The sequence below is a fragment of the Myxococcus sp. CA051A genome (genome assembly GCF_013336705.1).
In the GTDB taxonomy this organism is placed as follows: Bacteria; Myxococcota; Myxococcia; order Myxococcales; family Myxococcaceae; genus Myxococcus; species Myxococcus llanfairpwllgwyngyllgogerychwyrndrobwllllantysiliogogogochensis.
This window is the reverse complement of the sequence record NZ_JABUMS010000027.1, coordinates 1-22977: the sequence shown is the minus strand read 5'-3', so window position 1 is coordinate 22977 and position 22977 is coordinate 1. Positions and strand designations below refer to the sequence as shown.

Genomic DNA, 22977 nt, shown 5'->3' with positions numbered 1-22977 from the left:
GTCACAGGTACAACGTCACCTTGGTGATGAAGAAGTCCGCCAGACACACCGCCACGGAAGTTATCGCCACCGTCTGCGTCGTCGCGCGCCCCACGCCCTCCGTGCCGCCCTCCACCGTCAGGCCCTTGAAGCACCCCACCAGCCCGATGATGAAGCCGAACACCGCGCCTTTGAACACGCCGGACAGGAAGTCCATCATGAACACCGCGTCCAGCGCGCCCTGGAAGAACAGGTCCAACGAGATGGCGTACTGCGCGTTCACCACCAGCGCGCCCGCCACCAGGCCCACCACGTCCGCGAACACCGTGAGCACCGGCATCACCAGCAGGCACGCGAGCACACGCGGCACCACCAGCTTGCGCAGCGGGTCCGCCCCCAGCGCGCGGATGGCGTCCACCTGCTCCGTCACCGTCATCGCCCCCAGCTCCGCCGCCATGCCGCTGCCCAGGCGCGCGCCCACCGTGAGCGCCGTCAACACCGGCGCCAGTTCGCGGAACAACGTGAGGACGACCACGCGCCCCACCGTGTACTGCACCCCGAAGCGCGCCAGGAAGTAACCAAACTGCAACGAGATGACGAGCCCGGCGAACGTCGCCGTGAGCAGCGCGATGGGCAGCGAGCGCACCCCCAGCGTCTCCACCTGGAAGATGAACGAGGCGCCGTCGAAGGGCGGCCGCACCGCGCGGCTGAGCACCTGCCCCGTCATCTGGGTCATCGCGCCCAGCGACTCCAGCCGCTGCTTCGTGCGCTCCACCACCCCGGGGCGCTCCGGCACCGGCGCCGCCGGCACCTCCGCTTCCGCCGAGGGGCTCATCCGAAGTGCTCCGACTTGAAGCCCGCCAGGAGCGCGTCGAAGTCCGCCATCCGCTCCGCGGCCAGCCCGGGCGGCGCGACGTAGGAGAAGTCGAAGACGCAGTTGTCCTTCTTCAACACCACCAGCTCCAGCTCCACCGGAACCCCATCCATCTTCGCCAGGAAGCGGCTGCGCAGCGCCTCCCGCCCATCCATGGCGATGAGGTGCTGGGACACCTCCTGGCGCTCGGTGAAGCCCATCAACAAATGCCGCGTGAGGACCGGGAGCGGCGGGTCATCATGCCCCTTGCACGTCGCGTTGACGGAGAGCGCGCGGCCCGTGCCCGTCTCCGCGAAGGCCAGGTCATTGTCCTCCAACCAGACACGGCGCCAGTGCTTGGGCAGCTCGCCCACGCGGTAGCGCACCTCTGGCTTGGACAGCACGGAGTCCTCGAAGCTCACGCGGCGGCAGCCCCCGAGGGATGCGAGCAACACGAGCAGCAGCGTCATCCTCGGCATGGCACCGTTCTTCGCGGTCAGCACTTCCGGCCCTGCGGGCGAGTCATGCGACACCGGGGGCGGCGCCGCAAGAAATTCCGCACGATAAAACGTCCACTACCCAGCCCTACCTCCACCCCTGGACGGTGGATGCTGGACACTGAACCTTCCAGGTCCCATGGTCGATACACCCCGCCTCGCGCGTCCGGCGCCGCATTCCCGGCATCGAAAGGGGCAGGCCGTCCGCCCCGCCCACAATCAATCTCACCCGGCGCGCGCACGCGGGGAGTCCCCGTGCGCCCCCTCGGTTCGCATGTTCCTTCCAGCACCCCACCGGGACACGGAAGCCCCGCGAGGCATCCGCCCGTCCCCCTCCTCCCTCTTCAGGGAGAGGACACGGCGCGAGGAGGAGACACATGGACGGCGGACTCGCGGTGTTCGGCTTCGGTCTCTTCCTGCTGTCGATTGCGAGCCTGTACGCACGCACGGCCTACGGCGTGGCCGTGGCCCTCCTGGTGATGTCGCTCGTGTCCATGGGCATGGCCTTCAGCGAGTCGAAGAAGCTGAGGGAAATCTCCCTGGGCCTGAGCCTTGGACTCCTGGCGGTGGCCACCATCGCCCTGGCCACGGGCACCGTGTGGTGGCTCACCCTGGGGACCTTCCTGTTCGCGGTGGCCTTCGCGGTGCTCTGGGCCGAGTACCGCTTCGCCTTCTTCGAGCACGTCCGCCAGGAGGACCTGCCGCCACGGCATCAACACCACGCCCGGCGGATGAACGTGCACTGGCCCTGGCACCGGCGTCGCCCGGTGCCGTGAGTCAGCTGGCGGCGGGGGGCGTCTCCGCGTCCCGCGTCGTCACCTGTCCCGCGTGCACGGAGAGCCACAGCGTGTCCGCCGCCGCCGCGCCGCGCACCAGTGAGCCGTCCGTGGTGGAGAGGAACACCTGCGCGCCGCTCCTCGCCAGGTAGTCCATCAGGTAGGCGTTGCGCTCCGGGTCCAGCTCGCTCGACACGTCGTCCAGCATGAGCAGCGGCAGGAACCCCATGCTCGTTTCCAGGTTCTCGATTTCGGCGATCTTCCAGCCGAGCACCAGCGCCCGCTGCTGTCCCTGGCTCGCGTAGGCCCGCGCGCTGCGCCCTCCCAGCGTCACCGTCACGTCGTCCGAGTGGGGCCCCACCGACGTGAAGCCCCGGTCCAAATCGCGGCGCAGGCGCTCGCCCAGGGCCTCCCGCAGCGCCAGGGCCAGCGCGGCCTCATCCGCCGTGGCGAAGTCTCCGCCCAGGTGCGCCGGGTGATAGCCATACGAGGCCGGCTCCGCCGTGCGGCCAATCGAGGCGAAGGTCGCCTGCGCGCGGGGCGACAGCTCCGCCATCAGCGCCCGTCGCCGCGCGTAGATGCGGGCCCCCGCCTTCGCCAGCGTCTCGTCGTAGGCGTCCAGGTAGGCCGGGTCCACCGCGCCGCCCTCGCGCAGGAGCCGGTTGCGGTTCTTCAGCGCGCGCGCGTACTCGCGGCTCTCCCGCAGGTAGGCGGGGAAGCGGTTGAACACCGCCCGGTCCAGGAAGCCACGCCGTGAGTCCGGCCCGCCCTTCACCACCTCCAGGTCATCCGGGGTGAAGGCCACGACGGAGACGCCGCCGAAGTACTCCTCCAGGCTGGCCGCCTTCTTTCCGTCCACGAAGGCCTGCCGGGTGCCGCCGCCCACCTCCACGGCGATTTCACGCTCGGCCCCCTTGAGGAGGAAGCGGCCGGACACGCGCGCGGTCTGCGTGCCCCAGCGCACCAGCTCCGACAGTCGCCCGGCGCGCAGCGGCTTGAGCGTGGCGAGGAAGTAGAGCCCCTCCAACAGGTTCGTCTTGCCCTGCCCGTTCTGCCCCACGGCGATGGTGGCATGGGCGCTGGGCGTGAGCGTCACCTGCGCGAGATTGCGGAAGTCTTGGACGTGGAGTGCGAGGAGGCGCACGGCCCCCACCGTATACCCGCGTCCGTGGCGTCGCGGGGAGGTTATCTAGAGCGGGAGTCCGTCAGGACGCCAGGCTCTTGGCGGCGACGGCGACGGCGGGCTCGGAGGGACGCAGCGGCAGCTCCATGGTGAAGGTGGCCCCTTCGCCCGGCTGGCTGTCCACGCGGATGACGCCCTCCATCGCCTCCACGAGCGTGCGCGCGACATACAGGCCCAGCCCCAGGCCACCGTAGTTGCGCTCGGACACGGCGCGCTCGAACTTGTGGAAGATGCGCGCCTGGGCCTCCGCGCTGATGCCGATGCCCTCGTCGCGCACCACCAGCCGGGCCCGCGCCTCGTCCCGCTCCACGAGCACCCGCACGGGCCTGCCCGCGCCGTACTTGAGCGCGTTGGACACCAGGTTGGTGACCACCTGCTCCAACCGCATCCGGTCCCACAGCCCCGGCGCGGACTCCACGCCGGAGACCTCCACCTCGCACTCCGCCCGCTCCGCTTCCGGCTGGAAGCGCGCCACCACCTCCTGCACGAGCGCGAGCAGGTCCACCTGCTCGTACTCCAACCGCAGCCGCCCCGTGCCGATGCGCGACACGTCCAGCAGCCCGTTCACCAGGTCCGCCAGCCGCATCACCTGCCGCAACATGCCCTGCACCTCGCGGCCGTGGCGCAGCGCCCACGCGGAGCCCGGGTCCGCCAGCGCCGCGCGCGCGAAGGCCTGCAGCCTCAGGCCCAGCACCGTCAGCGGCGTCTTCAGCTCATGGCTCGCCACCGACAGGAACTCGTCGCGCACGCGGATGGCGTCCTGGAGCCGCTGCTCCACCGTCTTCAGGCGGGTGATGTCCAGGAAGGGCAGCACCGTCACCGCCGGGTGCCCGTGCATCGCGGGCAACATCTCCGAGGAGATGCTGAGCACGAACTCCCCGCCGTGCGTGTGCCAGACGACCTCCAGGCCCTCCAGCTTCTCGCCCCGCGCCGCGCGAGCGGAGGGGAGTTCCTCCGCCCGCAGCCGCTGGCCCGCCAGGTCCGTGATGTGGAACAGCTCGCCGTAGTCGGAGGCCGGCACCCGCGTGGGGATGCTCACACCATGCAGCCGGTCCGCCGCCGCGTTGGAGAAGGTGAGGTCTCCGGTGCCGGGGTCCGCCATCACCACCGGCATGGGCATCAAGTCCAGCACCGCCTCCAGCCACCGGTGCTGGCTCTCCACCGCCTGACGCGCGAGCACCTGCTCCGTCACCTCGAAGGCGAACGTCACCAGCCCATCCACGCGGCCCCGCTCGTCGCGCAGCGGCTCGTAGAGGAGGTTCCAGTACCGCGTCTCCACCTGGCCCCGCCCCGCGTAGTCGAGCACCATCGGATACTCGTGGGCCACCACCCGCTCCCCCGTCTCCAGCACGCCCCGGTACAGGCTCACCAGCTCCGGAGCGATGTCCGGAATCGCCTCCAGCAACGTGCGCCCCACCAGCTCGCGCCCACCCATCAACGTCTGGAGCAGCGGGTTGGCGAACTCGAAGCGCAAATCCGGGCCGCGCAAGAGGTTGATGGCCACAGGCGCCTGCGTGAGCAGTTGATAGAGCCGCCGTCGCTCCAACTGCTCCGCCTCGCGCGCGGCCAGCTCCGCCGTCACGTCCTTGTAGGCCAGGGCGATGTGGCTCACCTCGCCCCCGGAGGACGCGAGCGGGAAGCAGGTGCAGGCGATGGCGATGCGGTGCGCCTCTTTCACGTCGACGTGCCGCAGCTCCTTCACGTCGTACCAGATGACCGGCGTCTGGACCGTCTCGCCCGCGAAGGCCCGGCGCAGCAGCACGTCGAGCCCCAGCTTCGCGACCAGCTCGTCGCGAAAGAGGCTGTACTCGGGCGGCGGCACCGAGCCGAACATCGCCGCATAGGCCGGGTTGTGCAGCCGGCAGTGGCCTTGCGCGTCGAAGATGGCGTACGGCACCGGCGAGTGGAGGAACAACCCCTCCAGCAACACCAACGGGTCCGTCACCGAGGCCAGCTGCTCGCGCAACGCGAGCGCTTCCGGCGACGCGCGCACGCTCCGAGCCGCGCCGGAACCCTGGCTTCCTTTCGCGCTTGGTTTCCCGCCCCGAGGGCCCTGGCCCTTGCGTGTCGCCACAACCCGCACGACTAGCAGAAGACAGGCATTACTGGCAGCGCGGAAAGGTAGGACATGCCTTGTGGGCCCCCTCGCGACAGGCTTTGGTCCGGCCCCATGGCGGAGCCCCTCAAGACCTTCTTCGATGCCCGGCTGGTGGAGCGACTGGGCACCACGCTGCACCGCGCGCACCCGACCTTCCCGCTCGACACCTTCCTGCGCGAGGCCCGCCTGGGTCTGGACGGACACGAGCTCATTGGCCGCGCGCGGCACATCTCCCAGGCCATGCACCGCGCGCTCCCCCGCGACTACGCGAAGGCGGTGGAGGTGGTGGTGCGCTCGCTCGGCCCGCTCCGGGAGACGGACCGGGTGGGGGGCATGGAGGTCTTCTTCTACCTCCCCCACACGATGTTCGTGTCCGAGCACGGCCTGGAACACTTCGAGGAGTCCATGCGGGCGCAGCACGCGCTCACCCAGCGCTTCACGGCGGAGTTCTCCATCCGCCCCTTCCTGGAGCGGCATCCGGAGAAGACGCTGAAGCGGCTGCGCGAGTGGACGAAGGACGAGAGCGTCCATGTGCGAAGGCTCGTCTCGGAGGGCACGCGTCCGCGCCTGCCGTGGGCCTCCCGCCTGCGCGCCTTCCAGCAGGACCCGCGTCCGGTGCTGGAGCTGTTGGAGCTGCTCAAGGACGACGTGGACCTGTACGTGCGCCGCTCGGTGGCCAACAACCTCAACGACATCGGCAAGGACCACCCCGACGTTCTGGTGAAGGTGGCGAAGGCGTGGCTGAAGGACGCCTCACCGGAGCGGGAGTGGCTGGTGCGTCACGCGCTGCGCTCCGCCGTCAAACGGGGAGAGCCCGCCGCCCTGGAGGTGCTGGGCGCGGGCAAGCCCACCGGAATTGAAGCCCGCGCCACGGAGCTGCCCCGCCGCGCGAAGCTGGGCGGCGCGGTGGACGTGCGCTTCGTGGTGGCCAATCGCTCCAAGCGCACGCAGTCGCTCGTGGTGGACCTGGCGGTGCACTTCTTCAAGGCGCGCGGCGAGGCGCCCAAGCCCAAGGTCTTCAAGGTGCGCGCGCTGACGCTTTCGCCCGGACAGGAGGAGACGCTGGGCAAGCGCGTGTCCCTGGCGCAGCTCACCACGCGCCGCCACTACCCGGGCCCGCACCGCTTCGAGGCGCGGGTGAATGGCGTGGACCTGCCGCTGGGCGAGGTGGAAGTGGTGGAGTGACTCAAGGGGCGCGGCCTTCCTTCAGCGAGGCCCGAGCAGCTTCACCAGCTTGTTGTAGACGCCCATCACCAGGAGCGGCGACACCCACGAGCCGATGAAGCGGGCGGGCTGGGTGCGGCCCATCAGCTCCAGGCTCAGCGACACGCCCATCGAGCACAGGCTGGCGAAGAGGAACATGTGAGAGGGAATCTTGGCCGCCTGCTGCTCCAGCAAGCGGGTGAACGAGCTGTCCGCGTGTTCCGCCCGTAACACGGGGGGCAGCTCATACTCGCGCTTCGACTCGGCGCTCGCGGGGTTGACGTCCAGGCTCATCGCGCTTGCTCCCCGAGCGGCCGGACAGGTCGGCCGGACGCCCTCCCGCACTCACGGGAAAGCCCCATGCCTCCCGGCGTCGCGGTCCCCATCATGGTGGGACCGGACCACGCGAAGGGCGAGAGGGTGAACCACCACACGACACCGGACACGGCGGGCGGCGAAGCGGGAGGACTCCAGCTCCCCGAGGCGGGTGCGGGCCCCCTGTTGCAACGCGATTACTGGGCCCTCATCCGGCACTGTCGCCACCGGCCCGCCGCCCTCCTGGACTGGGTGGCGCGGAGGTTCTCCGAGTTCGCGCCGGAGGAGCTGTGTGTATTCGAGCGCGAGTCCCCGTCCCGCGAGGACCAGCCACTGGCGATGGGCGAGCTGCTCACGGTGCGCATCCACGGCGCGGGGACCTTCGGCGTGCGCGTCATCCACAAGGACCGTCAGAGCCTGACGCTCGCCACGCTGCCGGGCCACCCGGAGGCGGGGCGCATCACCTTCGGCGCGTACCGCAACGAGTACGGGGACGTGCTCTTCCACATCCGCAGCCGCGCGCGCTCCGGCTCGCACATGCACCACTGGGGCTTCGTCACCGCGGGCGAGGCGATGCAGACCAACACCTGGACGGAGTTCGTCCTGCGCGTGGCCCTCTCCGCGGGCGAGGGCGTGGTGGGTGGCATCCACGCGGACACCCGGGAGCTGGGCGAGGAGCCGGAGGGTGGCGATGTGATGTCGGGACCCACGTTCCTCGCGCGAGGAGACGACGCCGATGATTGAGTGGCGCTGGTTCTCCGGCTGGACGGACGACGAGCTGGCCCCCCTTCTGGCGCAGGCGCGAGCGCTGGCGCGCAACTTCACCGCCGCGTCGGGGGAGATGACCCTGGAGGCGGGCTGGAACCAGGTGCACTCGGTGTCCACGCTGGGCCGCGAGCAGCCGGGCCCGCCGTCTCCCACGGGGCTGTTCGAGCGCGCCCGGGGTGTGCTGGAGACCTTCGACTTCTCCGACCCTCGCATCGTCCGCTGGCACTTCTCCTCGGACACTCCGCTGCATGGGCGCACGGTGCTGCTGGAGCTGAAGTCCCTGGCCGAGCGGCTGCGCTTCCTGTGCGCGGTGCGCGTGGGCGACACGCGGCTGGAGATTGGCGAGACGTGCAGCGTGTATGGCTTCAGCTTCGAGACGCTGGAGGGCCACATCGAGGAGGGGCGCGAGTGGTTCCTCTTGCGCAAGCACCACGACACCGGCGAGGTGCGCTTCGAAATCGAGGCGAGCTGGCGGCCCGGGAAGTTCCCCAACGCGTGGAGCCGCCTGGGCTTCGCGCTCGTGGGCAAACGTTATCAACGCGCCTGGCATCGGCTGACACATGCGCGCCTGCGCGAGCTGACGTGGAACCACCCGGAGTTCGCGGGCCTGCCGGAGCACCAGGGCACGATGGCCCATTCGGGACATGCGCTGGAAGAGCTGGGCCCGGTGCGCATCTTCGCGCAGCGCGCGCCAGGACGACTGAAGTCACACGTGGAAGAGGAGGTGGAAGCCGTGGAACGAGGACATTGGTTGACCCCCGTGGGGCTGGGAGTGCTCGCGGGCATGCGAAGTCTGAGTGCGCCCACGCTGGTGAGTCGCCGGCTGGCCCAGTCTCCAGACGCGAGGACGGACCCGCTGTCCGTCGCCCTGTCGAAGCCGTGGGTGCCCCGGGTGCTGGAGGTGCTCGCGCTGGGCGAGCTGGTGGCGGACAAGCTGCCGAAGACGCCCGCGCGCGTGAAGTGGGTGCCCATGACGGGCCGCATCTTCATGGGCACCGTGGCGGCGGCCTCGTCGGTGTCGGGACAGACGCGGCGGCGCGTCGTGCTCGCGGCGACGCTGGGCGGCCTCGCGGCCATGGCCTCCACCTGGGCCTTCTACTCACTGAGGAAGCTGGCCACGGGGAAGCTCCACGTCCCCGCCCTGGCGGCGGCCTTCGCGGAGGATGCCCTGCTGGCGGCGCTCGCCTCGCGGTTGATGCCGCTCGTGGACGACACGCCCGCGACAGGCTGAAGCGGGACGGCCCTTACCTCCCGCTCAACCCGGGCGGGAGGCCGCGTTCCTCGCGGCCTGCACCAGCGCGGGCAGGTCCTTGACGTGCGTCATGTCCGGCCCCCCGTCCTCGGACGCACGCGGCTGGGCGCGCGAGGGAGAGAACAGCCGGGCCGGCGTCTGCGCCTTGCCGTGCAGGATGATGAACAGGCGCAGGGCATCGCGCAGGCGCTCCACGTCGGTGCCGCCCTCGTCGCGGGCCCGCTGCGCGGCGCTCCACAACCGGGCCCACGCGGACTCCTCGCTCCAGGCCCCGGTGGGACGCTCGCGCGACAGGGAGGCCAGCTCCGCGGCCAGCTCGAACAGGCCCGCGCGTCCTTCATCGAAGACCTCGCCCGCGGCGAGCCTCGCCTCACCCCGTCCGCTCGTCGCGGCCCCTTCTCGCGCGGCCAGCCACGGCAACAGCTCCGGGACCTCCTGCTCGAGCGGAATGACGGGGGCCAGCCGGTCGTCCAGCAGCGCGCGCAACCGCGCCCGCGCCACGCCGTGCCAGAAGGCCGCGTGCAGCACCAGCTCCGGTCCACTTCGAGGCACGTGCAGCGGCACGCGAGAAGCCCGGCGCGCCAGGAAGTCCTTCACCCGCCCGCTGGTGTCGAAGTGCTCCATGCGCTGCCACAGCGCGGCCAGCGCCGAATCGGCGAGCGGCAGGGCGCGGCGCAGCTCATCGGCCTCCGCCTCGTTGAAGGGCAGCACCCCCTGGGGCGTGGGGCGCTTGAAGACGCGCTCACACACCTCGGCGGCGGCGCACGCGGCGCGCAGCTCCGGGAGGTTGCGGGGCAACAGCTCCACGGCGCGGGCCCAGGTGCGCCTGCCCAGCAGCGGCCCCGCCTCCAGCACGACCTCCTCCAGCCGCAGCAGCGCCTCGCCCAACGGCACCGAGCGCTCCGCCTCCGGCAGCCTGCGCAGGGCCGCGTGCTGGACGGCCGCCCGCAGGCGCTCCACCTCCGCCATCAGCTTCATGGGCGCGGCGTCGAGGGGCCACGCCTCGGCGGCGGCGCGACGCTTCAGCGCGGCGAGCGTGGCATCCACCTCCGGCTGCACCTGCGCCACCTCGCGCAACAGCTCGAAGTGGGCGCGGACGCGGTCCTTCCAGAAGAAGGCCTCCAGCATCCCTCGCAGGGCCTGGTAGCGCAGGCGCGTGGCCTCCAGGAGGTCCGCGCGGTCCTCGAGTCGTGCGCGCAGGTTGTCCGGGTGCGTGGCCACGGCCTCACTATAAAAGCGGCCCCGGCTTCCGGCAGGCCCCCGAGCCCACGCCCCCTCGCGAGAGTGAACGATGGGTCGCCCATGACTGTTCCACCCGACAGGCGCCCCGCTCCGACGTCACCCTTCCCGTCCAGAAGGCGGCATCCCGCTGGCGCCAGCCCGTCTCCCGCGATCTCACGGCACGCGCACTCGACGGCGCCTGTGCCGCACGGCAACAAAAAGCCCATGCGACCCGGCCAGGACTCGGCGCGGACTCGCATGGGCGCGGGACGACTTGGGGAGCGCGGGGCTCCCGGCCGTGAAGTGACTCAGACGCGCATGGGCATGACGACCGCGGTGAACGTGCGGTCACCGGGCGCGTGCAGCACGCCGGGGCTGTGCTCGTCACCCAGCTCGAAGCTCACCTCGTCCGTGTCCGTGACGGCGAGCACGTCCGTGAGGTAGCGCGCGTTGAAGCCCACGGTGATGTCATTGCCCCGGTACGCCAGCTCCACCACGTCGCGCGCTTCACCCAGGTCCGGGTTGCTCGCGGTGATGACCAGCTTGTTCTCCTCCAGGCCGATGCGCACCGCGTTGCTCTTGTCCGCGGACAACAGCGCGATGCGCTTGAGCCCCTCCAGGAAGCGAACCTTGGGGACGAGGACGACCTTCTCGCCCTCCTTGGGGATGACGCGCTGGTACTCGGGGAACTGCCCGTCGATGAGCCGCATCACCATGGTGAGGCCGGGCTTCTTGAACAGGGCGGAGTTCTCCGCGAAGCCCAGGTGGCACTCCGCATCCGGAGCCTCGTCCAACAGGCGCTTGAGCTCCATCAGGCCCTTGCGCGGGATGATGACGCCGCTCTTGAGCTTGAAGTCACCCGTCAGCTCGCGCTCGATGAGCGACAGCCGGTGGCCGTCCGTGGCCACCATGCGGACCTTGCCGGAGGGCTGCGGCTCGAAGAAGACGCCGTTCAGGATGTAGCGCGTCTCGTCGCTGGAGATGGCGAACTGGGTCTTCTTGATCATCTCCAGCAGGGTGTTGCCACCCACCTGCACCAGCGGAGCGCTCTCCTCCTTGGGCAGCTTCGGGTACTCCTCGGCGGCCATGCCGACAATCTTGAAGTGGGCCGAGCCACTGGAGATGTCCACGTAGTTGTTGGCCAGCTTCTTCAGCGTCACCTGCGCGTCGGGCAGGTTCTGGACGATGTCGAAGACGTACTTGGCGCTGAGCGTGACGGCGCCCGGCTTGATGACCTCGGCGGGGTGCTCGGAGACGATGCCGATGTCCAGGTCGAAGGCGGTGACGGTGATGCCCCCCTTCGTCGCGTTGACGAGCACGTTCGCGAGGATGGGCATCGTCGTCTTGCGCTCCACGATGCCCTGAGCGCGGTAGAGGGCCTTCTTCAGCTCGTCGGCGGCGATGCGGAATTCCATCGGAGGGCGTCCTTAAAGGTCTCGGCCCCGAGGGGCCGATCAGGGGGCCGATGTAGCCCGTGGCATAGGGAGCGTCAACGACGCGCGAGCCCCCCGTCTTCGCTCCGACAGGACTCCAACCCTCCTCCATAAGACTCCCAGTCGCGCTGCACGGGCATTCAGTCACCCCCAGTTCAACTGACTGGTGGTCAGCTGGCCAGACAGGGGACTGGCCCTTGCCGCGTGGGCGATGGACACTCCCTGTCTACTCGCCTTCCGGAGCTTCCCATGAACGTCCGCCCGCTGTTGCTCGCCGCCCTCGCGCTGGGCTTCGCCGCCGGCTGTAGCAAGCCGTCCGCCTCCTCTTCGACGCCCTCGAACGAGCCCGGCACGCCCAGCGGCGACTCCCGGCAGCCCTCCGCGGAGACGGCCGCCGCCCCCAGTGGAGACCAGAGCGGCACCCCCGTCGCGCCTCCGCCCACCCCGGGCAATGGCGGCGAGGCCAAGGCGGGTGAGAGCGCCGTCTACATCGTCAAGGACAGCGGCGTGCGCTGCTTCGCCCCGCCCTGCCCCACCTACAACGCCGTGCTGGCGGACAAGCCGGACATGGACGCGATTCCCATCCACGAGCTGGACCTGTCGGCGGTGACGGGGGGCAACGAGCAGCAGATGGAGTCGCTGATGCAGCGCACGACGGCGGGCGGCCTCAAGCTCCGCGGCTCGCTGGAGACGCGTCCCAAGGCGGGCCCCGCGGGCGACGCCACCGTGCTGCGCGCCAGCAAGCTGGAGTAGGCGCCGCTCAGAAGTGCAGGCCGAGCTGGAGTCCGGGCCAGTGCTGGAGGCGCTGGTCCGCCTTCGGCTGGCTCTGACTCACGGACATGCGCGTCACCGACGCGAAGTCCGGCTGTCCCCACACGAACCACAGGTTGTAGGTGGGGCCGACGAACACGGCCAGGCGAGGCAGCACCTGGACCCCCAGCATCACCCGGGCCTGGCCCAGCACGTTGCCGCCGTCGCCCTCCAGCGGCTTCTGCACCGGCTGCACCGCGCCGCCCGTCACGTCCAGGTCCAGCCAGAAGCGGTGCGACATCACCACGTGGCCGCCCACACCCAGGCCGAAGCTGAAGCGGGCCTCGTTGCGGCTGCCCGGCTCGATGCCGGCGAGCAGCGTCAGGTAGACAGGCCCTCCGCCCACCTTCACCGCGAGGTTGGCGAGCTGGATGTCGCTGGCCCACAGCTCCATGTGGACGTTGCCCTTGCGCAGCCCCCGGCGGCCCGGCGTCAGCCCCGGCTCCGGCGCGCTCTGCGCGAACACACCTTCACCCTCCACCAGCGCGAGGGGGCGTGCCGCGCCGACTTCCGCGGCCGCCGCCCCCGCCCACAGCCACAGTGCGAGAAGGGCGCAGGGTTTCATCACCCCTTACTTTTGAAGCGTGAAGGACACCTGCGTCAAGCCCTCGGGCAATAAGAGGGACGCGGTGTGCGCGTCGGCAGACGCCGCCAGCGTCCGGGCCGCCTCCAGCACCGGCGCCACGTCGAAGGGCTGGCCTGACGTCACCAGGAAGAAGCGTTCGAAGCGCGGTGCGTCATCCAGCTCGTAGGCCCCGGCGAGCCGCTGGGTGCCGGAGGGCGCGAGCGTCGCGGCCTGGGCCCCGTGCTCCGGCGCGTGCAGCGTCACCGAGCCGCGTCCGTCCACGGAGAGGATGACGCCGTGGGTCTGTCCCGCCGCCACGTACGCCAGCTGCACCACGTCACCCGCGACGGCCACGGCGCCCTCGGTGAGCAGTTCGTCCGCCTGGGCTCGCTGGCGGTGGACCTCCAGCCGGGGCGTCAGTCCCTTGGAGCGCGTGGGCTCCGGCTCCAGGCCCGCGAGCGCCCCCGTCGTCGGCTCCTGCGTCGGTGAGCCGGACTCGGGCTGCACGACGACGAAGAGCGCGAGCGCCGCGAGCACCGGCACCAGGCCCATGGCCGACGTCAGCCACGGGGAACGAGCCGGAGCTTCGCGCGCGGGAGCGCCGCGGCGAAAGCGGGTGTTCACCTCGCGGGCCACGCGCTCGGGTGACAGCCGCTCCAGGGTGACGCGCGAGTCGGCCTCCAGCGCGGCGAGCCGCTCCGGGCCCCCGGGCTCCTGCGCGAGCCGGGCGCGCGCGGCGGCGAGCTCCTCGGGCGGCAGCTCGCCCAGCGCGATTCGCTCCAGCAGCCAGTCCGGAATGCGTGAGGGGGAATTCATGCGGCCTCCAGCTCCAGCTCGTGCAGCGCCGACGTCAGCGCGCGCAGGCGCTTGCGCACGCCCGACACGGACAGGCCCACCTCGGCGGCCGTCTCCTCCAGTGTCATCCCATCCACCAGGTGCAGCACGGCGATGTCCCGGCTGGACGCCGGCACGCGGCCGAAGAGTTTGTCCAACATCCCTCGGGCACTGGCGCGCGACTCGGTGTCGTCCGCCGAGGCGATCTGCAACACCAGCTCATCCTCCCGGTCCTCGGGCCTGCGCTTCGCCCCTCGCAGCCGGTTGAGGCACACGGTGGTGGAGATGCGGTGCAGCAGGCTGGACGGAGCGGCGTCCTTCAACGCCCCCTGGTAGCGCAGCAGCTGCACGAACACATCGTGCATGGCGTCCACGGCCTTCTCCTCGTCACGCAGGAGGAAGCGGCAGCGCCGGAGCACCTGGGGGCCGTAGCGGCGGTAATAGGCCTCCACATCGATTGACACCGGAGTCGCGCCTCCCTCGTTTCGGTGAAGGGAACACCGGTGCCTCGCGAAACTGTCACCGGCCTCCTCGCGAATTCGTCCCTACCCCGATTCACCCAGGAGGCAAAACCCATCCGCCGGCGCCGTCTGCAAAATCTACAGGGCCGCCGGGGCGGCAGCCGCACGGCCGCGCCCCCTTCGAGTGTCGGGTTGTCGATGAAAACACCCAGGCTCCGCTGTACTCGACTGTAACGAAACGCGACCCCGTCACTACTTTCCGGTACTCGACCTCCCTCCGAGCTCGTGACATCCGTGATTGAGACCGAAGACACCCTTTCCCACCTTCGGGCGCGGTATTTGACCGCCCAGCTCGCTGGCAACCGGAGGGAAGCCCTGCGCCTGCTCGTGGATGAGGGGCTGCTCGTGGGCGTCCCGCTCCAGGTGCTGCACCTGGACGTCATCCAGCAGGCCCAGTACGAGATTGGCCGGCTGTGGCAGGAGAACGTCATCTCCGTCGCGCAGGAGCACCTGGCCACCGCCATCTCCCAGCTCGCGCTCGCGCACCTCTACCGCCACCTCCCCAGGGACCCGCCCAACGGCAAGCTCGTCATGATGTCCTGCGTGGAGGGCGAGCTGCACGAGATGGGCGCGCGCATGGCCAGCGACTTCCTGGAGATGGCGGGCTTCGAGGTGCGCTTCCTGGGGGCCAACGTGCCGCCCGAGCACCTGGCGCGCATGCTGCGCGAGGTGAGGCCCGACCTGCTCGCGCTCTCCGTGACGATGTCCTACCACCTGCCAGCCCTGCGCCGAGCGGTGGAGCACGCGCGCGAAGCCCTGCCCGACGTGCCCATCGCCGTGGGCGGGCACGCGTTCCGCTGGGCGCCAGGGCTGGAGAAGGAACTGGACGTGAGCTTTCACGGCAAGGACGCGCGTGAGCTGGTCTCCGCCGCCTGCCGCACCCTGGGAGTTTGAGGAACCCACATGGAGACACCGAGCCGCCTGGTCGAAGCGCGCGCCGATGCCCTCGCACACGCCTCCGTCGAGGCGATGTATCAGGACCCCTTCTGGGAGGCGCGCTACGGCGCCGAGCGGGCCCGCCGCTTCGGCGACGAGGATGCCCGCTTCCATGTGCGCTACCTTGTGCAATCCCTCGACGAGCACCGACCCTCCGTCATGGAGGGCTATGCACGGTGGCTTCGCACCTTGCTGGTGTCGAGAGGAATGGCCACCCTCCACCTCGACCTGAATTTCGCCGGGCTGGCCACCGCGTTGGAGGCCGAGGGTTGGGGCCCCGGCACCGAGCCGTACGAGCATGTACGCGCCGCCCGGGAAGCCCTGCGCTATCCGGAAGGGCCCTCGCGTGCGCTGCAAGATGACGCCTCGGAGCTGTCCCGAGCCGCCACTGCACGCCTGGCCCTCTACCTCACGCCGGAGGACCGGCCTCGTTTGGAGGATGAACTGCGACTCCAGTTGTCATACCTCGCGGACGCACTCGACGCCGGCAAGCCCGCGCTGATGGCGGACCACGTGCGCTGGTACCTGGGCTTCTGGCCTCGGCGTGGCTTCGGCCTGCTGGCGTTTCCCTCCGTGCTCGGGATGCTGAAGCTGGTCCTCGGGGGCCGGCATCCCCAGGCCCGGGTGCTGCTCGCCACCGCCGGTGTCTCCTGGGACGAGACGCGCTCATGAGCGGCGCCACGCCCGAGGACCGCCCCGCCTTCGACGACCTGAGCCGCGAGGTCGCCCTGGTGTGTGACGCGCAAGGGACGCTCACCTGGGTGGATGCCCGCGCGCGGGACGTGCTCGACGCGAAGCCCGGCAAGGCGCTGCGGGCGCTCGCCGCCCAGGGCACCGAGGACAAGGTCGACAAGCTGCTGGTGCAGGCCCGCGACGAGCGCGTAGACGGCTGGGAGCTCATCCTCTGTCGCGACGACGTGCCTTGCACGTTCGCCTTCCGCGCGCGCCCACACGACGGCGGGGTGCTGCTGGTGGGCAGCCTGGTGCCGGAGGACTACGGCCACGCGCTGGAGCAGATCAGCTCCTCGATGAGCGAGCTGTCCGCGCTGCACCGCGAGACGGAGGGGCAGCGCCGCGAACTCAAGCGCCGCGCGGACGAACTGGCGCGGCTCAACCAGGAGCTGAGCGAATCCAACCGGGGCATGCGCAGCCTGCACGCCGCGCTGGACGAGAAGGCGGAGGGGCTGCACCGCGCGGCCGAAATCAAGAACCGCGTCGTCGCCAACGTCAGCCACGAGTTCCGCACGCCGCTGCACTCCATCCTCGGCCTGTCCAAGGTGCTGCTCAATCCCATCAACGGCCCGCTGTCCTCCGAGCAGGAGAAGCAGGTCACCTTCATCCGCAACTCCGCCGAGTCGCTCTTCGAGCTGGTCAACGACCTGTTGGATTTGTCCAAGGTGGAGGCGGGCAAGGCCACGCTGCGCCACAGCCACTTCGTGGTGCGCGACCTGCTCGGCGCGCTGCGCGGAATGATGCGTCCGCTGGTGCCCGCCGACGCCCCCGTGGAGCTGCGGCTGGTGGAGCCGGCCGAGCCGCTGGAGCTGGAGACGGACGAGACGCGGCTGAGCCAGGTGCTGCGCAACCTGGTGTCCAACGCGGTGAAGTTCACCGAGTCCGGCCACGTCACCGTGTCCGCGGCCCCGGGTCCACGAGACACGGTCATCTTCACCGTGCGCGACACGGGCATCGGCATCGCTCCGGAGAACCACGAGCGCGTCTTCGAGGAGTTCACGCAGATAGACAGCCACATCCAGCGCAAGGTGAAGGGCACGGGCCTGGGCCTGCCGCTGGCGCGCCGGCTGGTGGAGCTGTTGGGCGGAACGCTCACCCTCCAGAGCCAGCCGGGCGCGGGCTCCACGTTCACCGTCACCATTCCCCGCGTCCACATGGAGGTCTCGGAGATGGCGGGGCTGGCCGAGCGCAGCCAGCACCTGGAGCCGGGCCGCGCGCCGGTGCTGGTGCTGGAGGACGACCGGCAGACGCTGTTCCTCTACGAGAAGTACCTGGCGCGCTCGGGCTTCCAGGTGCTGCCGGTGCGCAGCACGGACGAGGCGCGCCGGGTGCTTCAGCGCGTGCGTCCCGCCGCCATGGTGCTGGACGTCATGTTGGAGGGCGAGACGAGCTGGAACTTCCTCGCGGAGATGAAGAACGGCGAGGCCACGCGGGACATCCCCATCCTCGTCGTCACCGTGACGGACCGCGAGCAGAAGGCGCGCGCGCTGGGCGCCGACGAGTTCTGGCTCAAGCCGGTGGACGAGGGCCGCCTGCAGCGAAAGCTCCAGGAGCTGGCGCGCAGCGGGCCGGTGGAGCGCATCCTCATCATCGATGACGACGACGTGCACCGCTACCTGCTCAAGCAGCTGCTCAAGGACATGCCCTACGCGCTGCTGGAGGCCGCGGGCGGCGTCGACGGTGTCCGGCTGGCGCGCGAGCAGGTGCCGCAGCTCATCTTCCTGGACTTCATCCTGCCGGACATCACCGCCTTCGACGTGCTGGACGCGCTGAAGGCGGATCCACGCACGCGCGAGATTCCCATCATCCTCCACACCTCGCACGAGCTGCGCGAGGACGAGCGCGCCCGACTGGCGAACGAAACGTCCGCCATCCTCTCCAAGCACACGCTCAGTCGCGAGGTGGCCATCAGCCGCATCCGCGATGCCCTGGCCAAGGCGGGCCTCGGCTCCCACACGCCACAGGAGGGAAGACGTGGTTGAACCTCGACTGGCCACCGTGCTCAACGTCAACGACGACGACGCCAACCGCTACCTGGTCAACCGCATCCTGGAGATGGCGGGCTACACCGTGCTGGAGGCCGCCACCGGCATGGCCGCGCTGCTCATGGCCGAGCAGCACCGGCCGGACGTCATCGTCCTCGACGTGAAGCTGCCGGACATCAGTGGCTACGAGGTCTGCGCGAGGCTGCGCGCCAACCCGGACACCGCGTCCATCGCGGTGATGCACACGTCCGCCACCTTCGTCACCTCCGACAAGAAGGCGCGGGGCCTGGACGCCGGCGCGGACGCATACCTCACCCAGCCCTTCGACGCCTCGGAGCTGGTCGCCACGGTGCGCTCGCTCCAGCGGCTGCGTCACGCGGAGCAGGCGGCCCGCAGGCGCGCCAACGAGCTGGCGGAGATGGACCGGCGCAAGGACGAGTTCCTCGCCATGCTGGCGCACGAGCTGCGCAATCCCCTGGCCGCCATCATGACGTCCATCGGCATCCTGGAGCGCAACCCGACCGACAACCTCAAGGAAGCGCGGATGCGCGGCATCATCCACCGTCAGACGCACCACCTGGCGCGCCTGGTGGATGACCTGCTGGACGTGAGCCGGATTACGCGCGGCAAGGTGGAGCTGCGCACGGGCCGGTTGGATTTGCGCGCGGTGCTGCTCCAGGTCATCCAGGTCATCCGCCCCGGCACCGAGGCACGCGGCCTGGGGCTGGAGGTGTCGCTGCCGGACAGCCCCCTGTGGCTGACGGGCGACGCCACGCGGCTGGAGCAGATCTTCACCAACCTCCTGGACAACGCCGCCAAGTACACCGACACCGGCCACATCACCCTGCGCGTGGAGCAAGAGGGCGTGAATGGGAGCGCGCAGGTGGTGGTGCGCGTGCGCGACACGGGCATCGGCATCCCCCAGGACGTGCTGCCCCGCATCTTCGACCTGTTCGCCCAGGCGGACACATCCCTGGAGCGCACGCGCGGGGGCCTGGGCATTGGCCTGACGCTGGTGCGCCAGTTGGTGCAGTTGCACGGGGGTCAGGTCACCGCGCGCAGCCACGGCACCGGCAAGGGCTCCGAGTTCGAGGTGAGGCTGCCGCTCCTGCACTTCATGGAGGAGACAGCGCCCGCGCCGCTCCCCCGGCGCACGCGCGCGGGGCGGCACATCCTGCTGGTGGAGGACAACCCGGACGCGCGTCAGGCCATGCGGGAGCTGTTGGAGCTGTGGGGCCACCAGGTGGAAGAGGCACCGGACGGCTTGCGGGGCGTGGAGCTGGCGGTGCAACGGCGGCCGGAGCTGGCGCTGGTGGACATTGGCCTGCCAGGGCTGGACGGCTACCGGGTGGCTCAGGAGCTGCGCTCGCGCGTGGGCCGCGACATCCGCCTCGTCGCGATTACGGGCTACGGCGGGCCAGAGGGACACGACCGGGCGCTCAAGGCGGGCTTCGACCTGCACATCGTCAAGCCCGTGAAGCCGGACGAGTTGGATCGCCTGTTGTCGAGTCTGTGAGTGAGGCGGGAGGTGGGCGCGGGCCGGCGCCCTGAAATGGGCGGCGCGCTAGCGCCGGCCCAGGGCGTTGGCCACCAGCCCCAGCAGCTTCACGTGGGGGGCTTCGAGCTGACGCACGGTGCGAAGCAAGCGACGGACTTCCGGTCGCTCGGGAGGTGCTGACGACGGCTCGCTGGTGCGCGCGGACGCGGTGCCGTGCGAGACGAGCCCCAGCAGCTCGTCCGCGGAGACATGAAGCTCGTGACACAGCTTCAGCAGCGTCTGCACGCTGGGAAGCATGCCGCCGCGCTCCAGACGCCCATAAACCTCGGTGGCCACGTCGATGCGTTCGGCCACGTCAGCTTGTGTGAGCTCCAGCCGGTTCCGCGCGACTCGCGCAGCCGCTCCGATGGTGGTTGCCAGTTTCTTGTCCATGCCTTACCGACCCGAAACGTTTGGCCGCTGGCATAGGACGTATAGAGGCAGACAGACAGAACTTGTCGGGTCAGCCTCAGGTTGTTCACCCAGCGGGTTACCGTCCCAGAGGGAGACTTTCGGGGTTCGGAGTGCCTCCATACCCGCCCCTTTTCCTCGACGGAAGACCGGTCTTCCAGGGGCACCCCGGCCCCCTGAATACAGAGGGAGAGGCCCCCTTTTCGGACGACCTGTGACGTCGGGCGGCAATTTTCCTACGGTGCCGGAGAGTCCTGCCGCGAGGGCCTCCCCCCAAGGTTGTATCCCCAGTCTGGCGCATCGCCACGTCATGAGTCCGCGAGGGTGCGCCCGCCACGTCGAGCGTGGCATATCGGGCTCGCGCGTCGGCGACGTGGGAGTGGCTTCGCGGGCGCATGTCGGGTCCGTTCGATGAGTGCCCGAGGCCGTCCGCGAGCGGGCATGGAGGACGACGGACCGCGCGCCTCTTGAGCTCGCCCTGCCGCACGCGGGGTACGCAGCGGGAGGCAGGACCTGCGACAACCGGTGGCATTCGAGCGGAGGACGACCTTGGGAGTCGCGCGCGCCGGGGGCGGGGGGACTAGGCTGCGGCGGCGATGGCGCTCGGACGGCGCAACCTGCTGGTGAAGCTCTGCGTGGCGATGGGCGTGGTGGCCCTGCCGCTGCTCGTCGCCATCCTTGGCTATGTGCTGCCGCAGCTTCGCGCGCAGCTCCACGCGGACCGGGTTCGTGGGCTGCGGCAGGCGGTGGAGACGGCCTACGGAGTCCTGCGGGAGTACGAGGCACGCGAGCGCTCCGGAGCGCTGACGCGCGAAGCGGCGCAACAGCAGGCCTCCGCCCTGCTCCAGTCCCTGCGCTACTCGAGCGTGGAGTACTTCTGGGTGAACGACCTGGAGACGCGGCTGATCATGCATCCGCACCTGCCGACGATGGTGGGCAAGGACATGAAGGGCTACCGCGACGTGCGCGGGCGGCCGGTGTTCGTCGACATCGTCACCCTGGTGCGCGCGCACGGGGAGGGCTCGCTGGGCTACGAGGCGACGCGGCCGGGCTCGCCGGAGCCCATCCCCAAGGAGAGCTACGTGAAGCTCTTCGAGCCGTGGGGCTGGGTGCTGGGCACGGGCGTGTACGTGGAGGACATCGACCGGGAGGTCGCGGCGGTGCGACAACGCATCCTCGTCGCGGTGGGCGGCGCGCTGGTGCTGGCGGTGCTGGCGGGCGCCTATGTGTCGCGGCGGGTGGTGCGGCCGGTGCGCGCGCTCGCGGCGGCGGCACGCCAGGTGGCAAAGGGTGACTTGTCCGTGCGGGTGGAGGTGCGCACCGCGGACGAGGTGGGCGAACTCACCCTGGCCTTCAACGGCATGGTGACGGGCCTGCGCGAAGTGGTGGCCGCGCTGGTGGAGGCGGCGGGCGCCACGGCGGCGGACGCCGAGCGCATCCGCGTCTCCACGGATGGCCTGTCGCGCACGACGCGCGAGCAGTCGGAGTCGCTCCAGCGCGCGGCCGAGTCGGTGCAGGACATGAGCCTGCATGTCTCGCGGGGCGCGGCGGCGGCGCGAGACGCGGCGGAAGCGGCGGCGGGCCACGGGCAGGTGGCGCGCGCGGGCGGCGTGGCGGTGGACCAGGCGTCGCGGAAGATGGTGGAAATCGTCGACGTGGTGGAGCGCTCGTCACGCACGGTGGAGCAGCTCCAGGCGTCTGGCCGGGCCACGGAGCGGATGCTCCAGCTCATCCAGGCGGTGGCGGACGAGACGCGGATGCTGGCGGTGAACACGGCGATAGAAGCCGTGCGCGCGGGGCAGCACGGCAAGGGCTTCTCCGTGGTGGCGGGCGAGGTGCGCAAGCTGGCGGAGCGCACCCACGAGGCCGCCAGCCAGGTGCGCGTGCTGCTGACGAAGAACGAAGCGGACACGGCGGCGGCCGCGGAGTTGATGCGCAAGGGCACGTCGAAGGTGAACGAGGGCATGGGCCTGTCCTCGGCCGCGGGCGAGGCGCTGGCGCGGCTGTTGTCCGGGGTGAAGGAGCTGGGCGAGCGCGTGGAGACGATGGCGGAGCAGAACGCGCGCCAGTCCGCGTCGGGTGAGTCCATCGCGGGGCGCATCCAGGCGCTCTCGGTGCGCTCGGCGGAGTCCGTGTCGGGCGTGGAGCAGATCGCCCGCTCGGTGGAGGACCTGCGGGCCAGGGCCTCGCGGCTGCAGGAGCTCGCCGCGCGTTTCACCACGCCCGGGCCTCGTTAACCTTTCTTCACACCCGCGCAACGCCCAGGACAGCGGCGGGGGGCAGTCTCCACCTCCTCACGGGGACGCGGCTTCTCGCCGTCCCCTCATTCGGAGGTAGGACACATGGCGCTGGCATTGACGCGGGCCCCCGGGCGCGAGCCCGTGGTGTTCGGATACGCGCTGGAGACGCTGCTGTCGACGGCGGCGCCCCTGACACCGCTCACCTTGAAGGCGCTGGAGCGACAGGGCCTCTTCGCGCACCGCCCCCTGCACACCGCCTACCCGTGCGCGGTATGGCCCAAGGCCATCCAACTGCTGGCGGCGGCGAGCAGCCCGCCCCACACGGACCGAGAGACGGCGGAGTACGCGCTGGGCCTGCGCTTCGCTGAGCGGTTCATCCAGGCGCGCATGGGCACGGCGCTCGTGGACTTCGCCCAGGTGGTGGGCCCGGAGAAGATGTTGCTGCGCATGGCGCGCAACCTGCGCTCCATCAACAACTTCCTCGACGTCTCGGTGACGCCTCGGGGCGATGACGGCGGCTGGGAGATGAGCCTGTATCCGGTGCGGGAGTTCCTGGATCATCCCCGCCGGCAGGCGGACCCGCCGCACTTCATGCGCGGGCTGCTCACCTTCGCGTTCCAGCACAGCGGCGCGCCCACGGCCCGGGTGACCCTCTTGAAACACGACGAGACCCAGGCAGTGACGACGTTTCACGTCGGCCTCTAACCCTCTTCAGGAAAGTCCGGTAAGGCGCAGACCCGCGTGAAGGAAGAAGGCGGCGAGAACATCGTGGCGGTGGCCCAGGCGCACGAATGAAGCGCGTGCCTGGGCGCGCAGCTCGGCGACAGA

At 70.4% G+C, this 22977-nt stretch carries 22 protein-coding genes; 11 read left to right on the top strand and 11 right to left on the bottom strand.

Annotated elements, in window-relative coordinates:
• Nucleotide 1: 1 nt before the first annotated feature.
• Nucleotides 2–814, bottom strand: coding sequence for an ABC transporter permease (locus HUA74_RS41690; protein WP_141642045.1), 813 nt, complete (start codon nucleotides 812–814; stop codon nucleotides 2–4).
• Nucleotides 811–1311: a hypothetical protein gene (locus HUA74_RS41685; protein ID WP_141642044.1), complete on the bottom strand. Its 501-nt coding sequence runs from the start codon at nucleotides 1309–1311 to the stop codon at nucleotides 811–813. The genes HUA74_RS41690 and HUA74_RS41685 overlap by 4 nt, the downstream gene beginning before the upstream one ends.
• Before the next feature lie 395 nt (nucleotides 1312–1706).
• Between HUA74_RS41685 and HUA74_RS41680 the strand changes: the two genes are divergently transcribed.
• The gene (locus HUA74_RS41680) at nucleotides 1707–2105 is read left to right on the top strand and encodes a hypothetical protein (RefSeq protein ID WP_174459021.1); all 399 of its coding nucleotides are present in this window, start codon (nucleotides 1707–1709) and stop codon (nucleotides 2103–2105) included.
• 1 nt (nucleotide 2106) lies between these two features.
• Here the strand turns inward: HUA74_RS41680 and HUA74_RS41675 are convergent, their stop codons facing one another.
• Entirely contained in the window at nucleotides 2107–3249 is a 1143-nt protein-coding gene (locus HUA74_RS41675) for a DNA replication/repair protein RecF (RefSeq protein ID WP_174459020.1), read from the bottom strand.
• Between the two features lie 61 nt (nucleotides 3250–3310).
• Complete coding sequence (locus HUA74_RS41670; RefSeq protein ID WP_254625490.1) at nucleotides 3311–5254, bottom strand: ATP-binding protein; 1944 nt, start codon at nucleotides 5252–5254, stop codon at nucleotides 3311–3313.
• 204 nt (nucleotides 5255–5458) lie between these two features.
• Here HUA74_RS41670 and HUA74_RS41665 point away from each other — a divergent pair, with 204 nt between their 5' ends.
• On the top strand, nucleotides 5459–6571 hold the full coding sequence (locus HUA74_RS41665; RefSeq protein ID WP_174459019.1) for a DNA alkylation repair protein: 1113 nt from the start codon (nucleotides 5459–5461) through the stop codon (nucleotides 6569–6571).
• 21 nt (nucleotides 6572–6592) lie between these two features.
• On the opposite strand, the gene HUA74_RS41660 is transcribed toward HUA74_RS41665, so the two are convergent.
• Nucleotides 6593–6883 (bottom strand): hypothetical protein, encoded by a 291-nt coding sequence (locus tag HUA74_RS41660; protein ID WP_141642040.1) that lies wholly within the window; start codon nucleotides 6881–6883, stop codon nucleotides 6593–6595.
• A gap of 66 nt (nucleotides 6884–6949) precedes the next feature.
• Here HUA74_RS41660 and HUA74_RS41655 point away from each other — a divergent pair, with 66 nt between their 5' ends.
• The gene (locus HUA74_RS41655; protein ID WP_254625488.1) at nucleotides 6950–7648 is read left to right on the top strand and encodes a DUF1990 family protein; all 699 of its coding nucleotides are present in this window, start codon (nucleotides 6950–6952) and stop codon (nucleotides 7646–7648) included.
• On the top strand, nucleotides 7641–8903 hold the full coding sequence (locus HUA74_RS41650) for a DUF1990 family protein (protein WP_174459018.1): 1263 nt from the start codon (nucleotides 7641–7643) through the stop codon (nucleotides 8901–8903). The genes HUA74_RS41655 and HUA74_RS41650 overlap by 8 nt, the downstream gene beginning before the upstream one ends.
• Before the next feature lie 24 nt (nucleotides 8904–8927).
• Here HUA74_RS41650 and HUA74_RS41645 read toward each other — a convergent pair whose 3' ends face one another.
• Together HUA74_RS41645 and dnaN are read right to left on the bottom strand one after the other, a co-directional pair.
• On the bottom strand, nucleotides 8928–10145 hold the full coding sequence (locus HUA74_RS41645; protein WP_174459017.1) for a hypothetical protein: 1218 nt from the start codon (nucleotides 10143–10145) through the stop codon (nucleotides 8928–8930).
• 308 nt (nucleotides 10146–10453) lie between these two features.
• Complete coding sequence (gene dnaN, locus HUA74_RS41640) at nucleotides 10454–11560, bottom strand: DNA polymerase III subunit beta (protein ID WP_141642037.1); 1107 nt, start codon at nucleotides 11558–11560, stop codon at nucleotides 10454–10456.
• A gap of 267 nt (nucleotides 11561–11827) precedes the next feature.
• Between dnaN and HUA74_RS41635 the strand changes: the two genes are divergently transcribed.
• Nucleotides 11828–12331: a DUF6748 domain-containing protein gene (locus HUA74_RS41635; RefSeq protein ID WP_141642036.1), complete on the top strand. Its 504-nt coding sequence runs from the start codon at nucleotides 11828–11830 to the stop codon at nucleotides 12329–12331.
• Between the two features lie 7 nt (nucleotides 12332–12338).
• Here the strand turns inward: HUA74_RS41635 and HUA74_RS41630 are convergent, their stop codons facing one another.
• Genes HUA74_RS41630 through HUA74_RS41620 form a run of 3 tightly spaced genes read right to left on the bottom strand, consistent with a single transcriptional unit; the run spans nucleotide 12339 to nucleotide 14251 of the window.
• Nucleotides 12339–12953: a peptidase gene (locus HUA74_RS41630; RefSeq protein WP_141642035.1), complete on the bottom strand. Its 615-nt coding sequence runs from the start codon at nucleotides 12951–12953 to the stop codon at nucleotides 12339–12341.
• Between the two features lie 6 nt (nucleotides 12954–12959).
• Nucleotides 12960–13769, bottom strand: coding sequence for an ActD-like protein (locus HUA74_RS41625; RefSeq protein ID WP_174459016.1), 810 nt, complete (start codon nucleotides 13767–13769; stop codon nucleotides 12960–12962).
• Nucleotides 13766–14251, bottom strand: a complete 486-nt coding sequence (locus HUA74_RS41620; RefSeq protein WP_141642033.1) for an RNA polymerase sigma factor — start codon at nucleotides 14249–14251, stop codon at nucleotides 13766–13768. Before HUA74_RS41620 ends, HUA74_RS41625 begins: the two co-directional genes overlap by 4 nt.
• Before the next feature lie 291 nt (nucleotides 14252–14542).
• Between HUA74_RS41620 and HUA74_RS41615 the strand changes: the two genes are divergently transcribed.
• Genes HUA74_RS41615 through HUA74_RS41600 form a run of 4 tightly spaced genes read left to right on the top strand, consistent with a single transcriptional unit; the run spans nucleotide 14543 to nucleotide 19477 of the window.
• A complete protein-coding gene (locus tag HUA74_RS41615; RefSeq protein ID WP_371817393.1) occupies nucleotides 14543–15202 on the top strand; it encodes a B12-binding domain-containing protein in 660 nt (219 codons plus the stop codon).
• 9 nt (nucleotides 15203–15211) lie between these two features.
• Complete coding sequence (locus tag HUA74_RS41610) at nucleotides 15212–15916, top strand: hypothetical protein (RefSeq protein WP_141642031.1); 705 nt, start codon at nucleotides 15212–15214, stop codon at nucleotides 15914–15916.
• On the top strand, nucleotides 15913–17958 hold the full coding sequence (locus tag HUA74_RS41605) for a hybrid sensor histidine kinase/response regulator (RefSeq protein WP_174459014.1): 2046 nt from the start codon (nucleotides 15913–15915) through the stop codon (nucleotides 17956–17958). Before HUA74_RS41610 ends, HUA74_RS41605 begins: the two co-directional genes overlap by 4 nt.
• Nucleotides 17951–19477 carry a response regulator gene (locus HUA74_RS41600; RefSeq protein WP_174459013.1) on the top strand — a complete coding sequence of 509 codons (1527 nt, stop codon included), beginning with the start codon at nucleotides 17951–17953 and terminating at the stop codon, nucleotides 19475–19477. Before HUA74_RS41605 ends, HUA74_RS41600 begins: the two co-directional genes overlap by 8 nt.
• Before the next feature lie 48 nt (nucleotides 19478–19525).
• Here the strand turns inward: HUA74_RS41600 and HUA74_RS41595 are convergent, their stop codons facing one another.
• Nucleotides 19526–19891, bottom strand: coding sequence for a helix-turn-helix transcriptional regulator (locus tag HUA74_RS41595; protein ID WP_141642028.1), 366 nt, complete (start codon nucleotides 19889–19891; stop codon nucleotides 19526–19528).
• A gap of 614 nt (nucleotides 19892–20505) precedes the next feature.
• On the opposite strand from HUA74_RS41595, the gene HUA74_RS41590 reads away from it, so the two are divergent.
• Together HUA74_RS41590 and HUA74_RS41585 are read left to right on the top strand one after the other, a co-directional pair.
• Nucleotides 20506–22146 carry a methyl-accepting chemotaxis protein gene (locus HUA74_RS41590; protein WP_174459012.1) on the top strand — a complete coding sequence of 547 codons (1641 nt, stop codon included), beginning with the start codon at nucleotides 20506–20508 and terminating at the stop codon, nucleotides 22144–22146.
• A gap of 105 nt (nucleotides 22147–22251) precedes the next feature.
• The gene (locus tag HUA74_RS41585) at nucleotides 22252–22854 is read left to right on the top strand and encodes a DUF2378 family protein (protein ID WP_174459011.1); all 603 of its coding nucleotides are present in this window, start codon (nucleotides 22252–22254) and stop codon (nucleotides 22852–22854) included.
• The last annotated feature ends 123 nt before the right edge of the window (nucleotides 22855–22977 follow it).

Excerpts from the sequence above, each read along its gene's own strand:
- HUA74_RS41690 (WP_141642045.1), bottom strand. The coding sequence starts at position 814 with ATGAGCCCCTCGGCGGAAGCGGAGGTGCCGGCGGCGCCGGTGCCGGAG.
- HUA74_RS41685 (WP_141642044.1), bottom strand. The coding sequence starts at position 1,311 with ATGCCGAGGATGACGCTGCTGCTCGTGTTGCTCGCATCCCTCGGGGGC.
- HUA74_RS41680 (WP_174459021.1), top strand. The coding sequence starts at position 1,707 with ATGGACGGCGGACTCGCGGTGTTCGGCTTCGGTCTCTTCCTGCTGTCG.
- HUA74_RS41665 (WP_174459019.1), top strand. The coding sequence starts at position 5,459 with ATGGCGGAGCCCCTCAAGACCTTCTTCGATGCCCGGCTGGTGGAGCGA.
- HUA74_RS41660 (WP_141642040.1), bottom strand. The coding sequence starts at position 6,883 with ATGAGCCTGGACGTCAACCCCGCGAGCGCCGAGTCGAAGCGCGAGTAT.
- HUA74_RS41655 (WP_254625488.1), top strand. The coding sequence starts at position 6,950 with ATGCCTCCCGGCGTCGCGGTCCCCATCATGGTGGGACCGGACCACGCG.
- HUA74_RS41650 (WP_174459018.1), top strand. The coding sequence starts at position 7,641 with ATGATTGAGTGGCGCTGGTTCTCCGGCTGGACGGACGACGAGCTGGCC.
- dnaN (WP_141642037.1), bottom strand. The coding sequence starts at position 11,560 with ATGGAATTCCGCATCGCCGCCGACGAGCTGAAGAAGGCCCTCTACCGC.
- HUA74_RS41635 (WP_141642036.1), top strand. The coding sequence starts at position 11,828 with ATGAACGTCCGCCCGCTGTTGCTCGCCGCCCTCGCGCTGGGCTTCGCC.
- HUA74_RS41630 (WP_141642035.1), bottom strand. The coding sequence starts at position 12,953 with ATGAAACCCTGCGCCCTTCTCGCACTGTGGCTGTGGGCGGGGGCGGCG.
- HUA74_RS41625 (WP_174459016.1), bottom strand. The coding sequence starts at position 13,769 with ATGAATTCCCCCTCACGCATTCCGGACTGGCTGCTGGAGCGAATCGCG.
- HUA74_RS41610 (WP_141642031.1), top strand. The coding sequence starts at position 15,212 with ATGGAGACACCGAGCCGCCTGGTCGAAGCGCGCGCCGATGCCCTCGCA.
- HUA74_RS41605 (WP_174459014.1), top strand. The coding sequence starts at position 15,913 with ATGAGCGGCGCCACGCCCGAGGACCGCCCCGCCTTCGACGACCTGAGC.
- HUA74_RS41595 (WP_141642028.1), bottom strand. The coding sequence starts at position 19,891 with ATGGACAAGAAACTGGCAACCACCATCGGAGCGGCTGCGCGAGTCGCG.
- HUA74_RS41590 (WP_174459012.1), top strand. The coding sequence starts at position 20,506 with ATGGCGCTCGGACGGCGCAACCTGCTGGTGAAGCTCTGCGTGGCGATG.
- HUA74_RS41585 (WP_174459011.1), top strand. The coding sequence starts at position 22,252 with ATGGCGCTGGCATTGACGCGGGCCCCCGGGCGCGAGCCCGTGGTGTTC.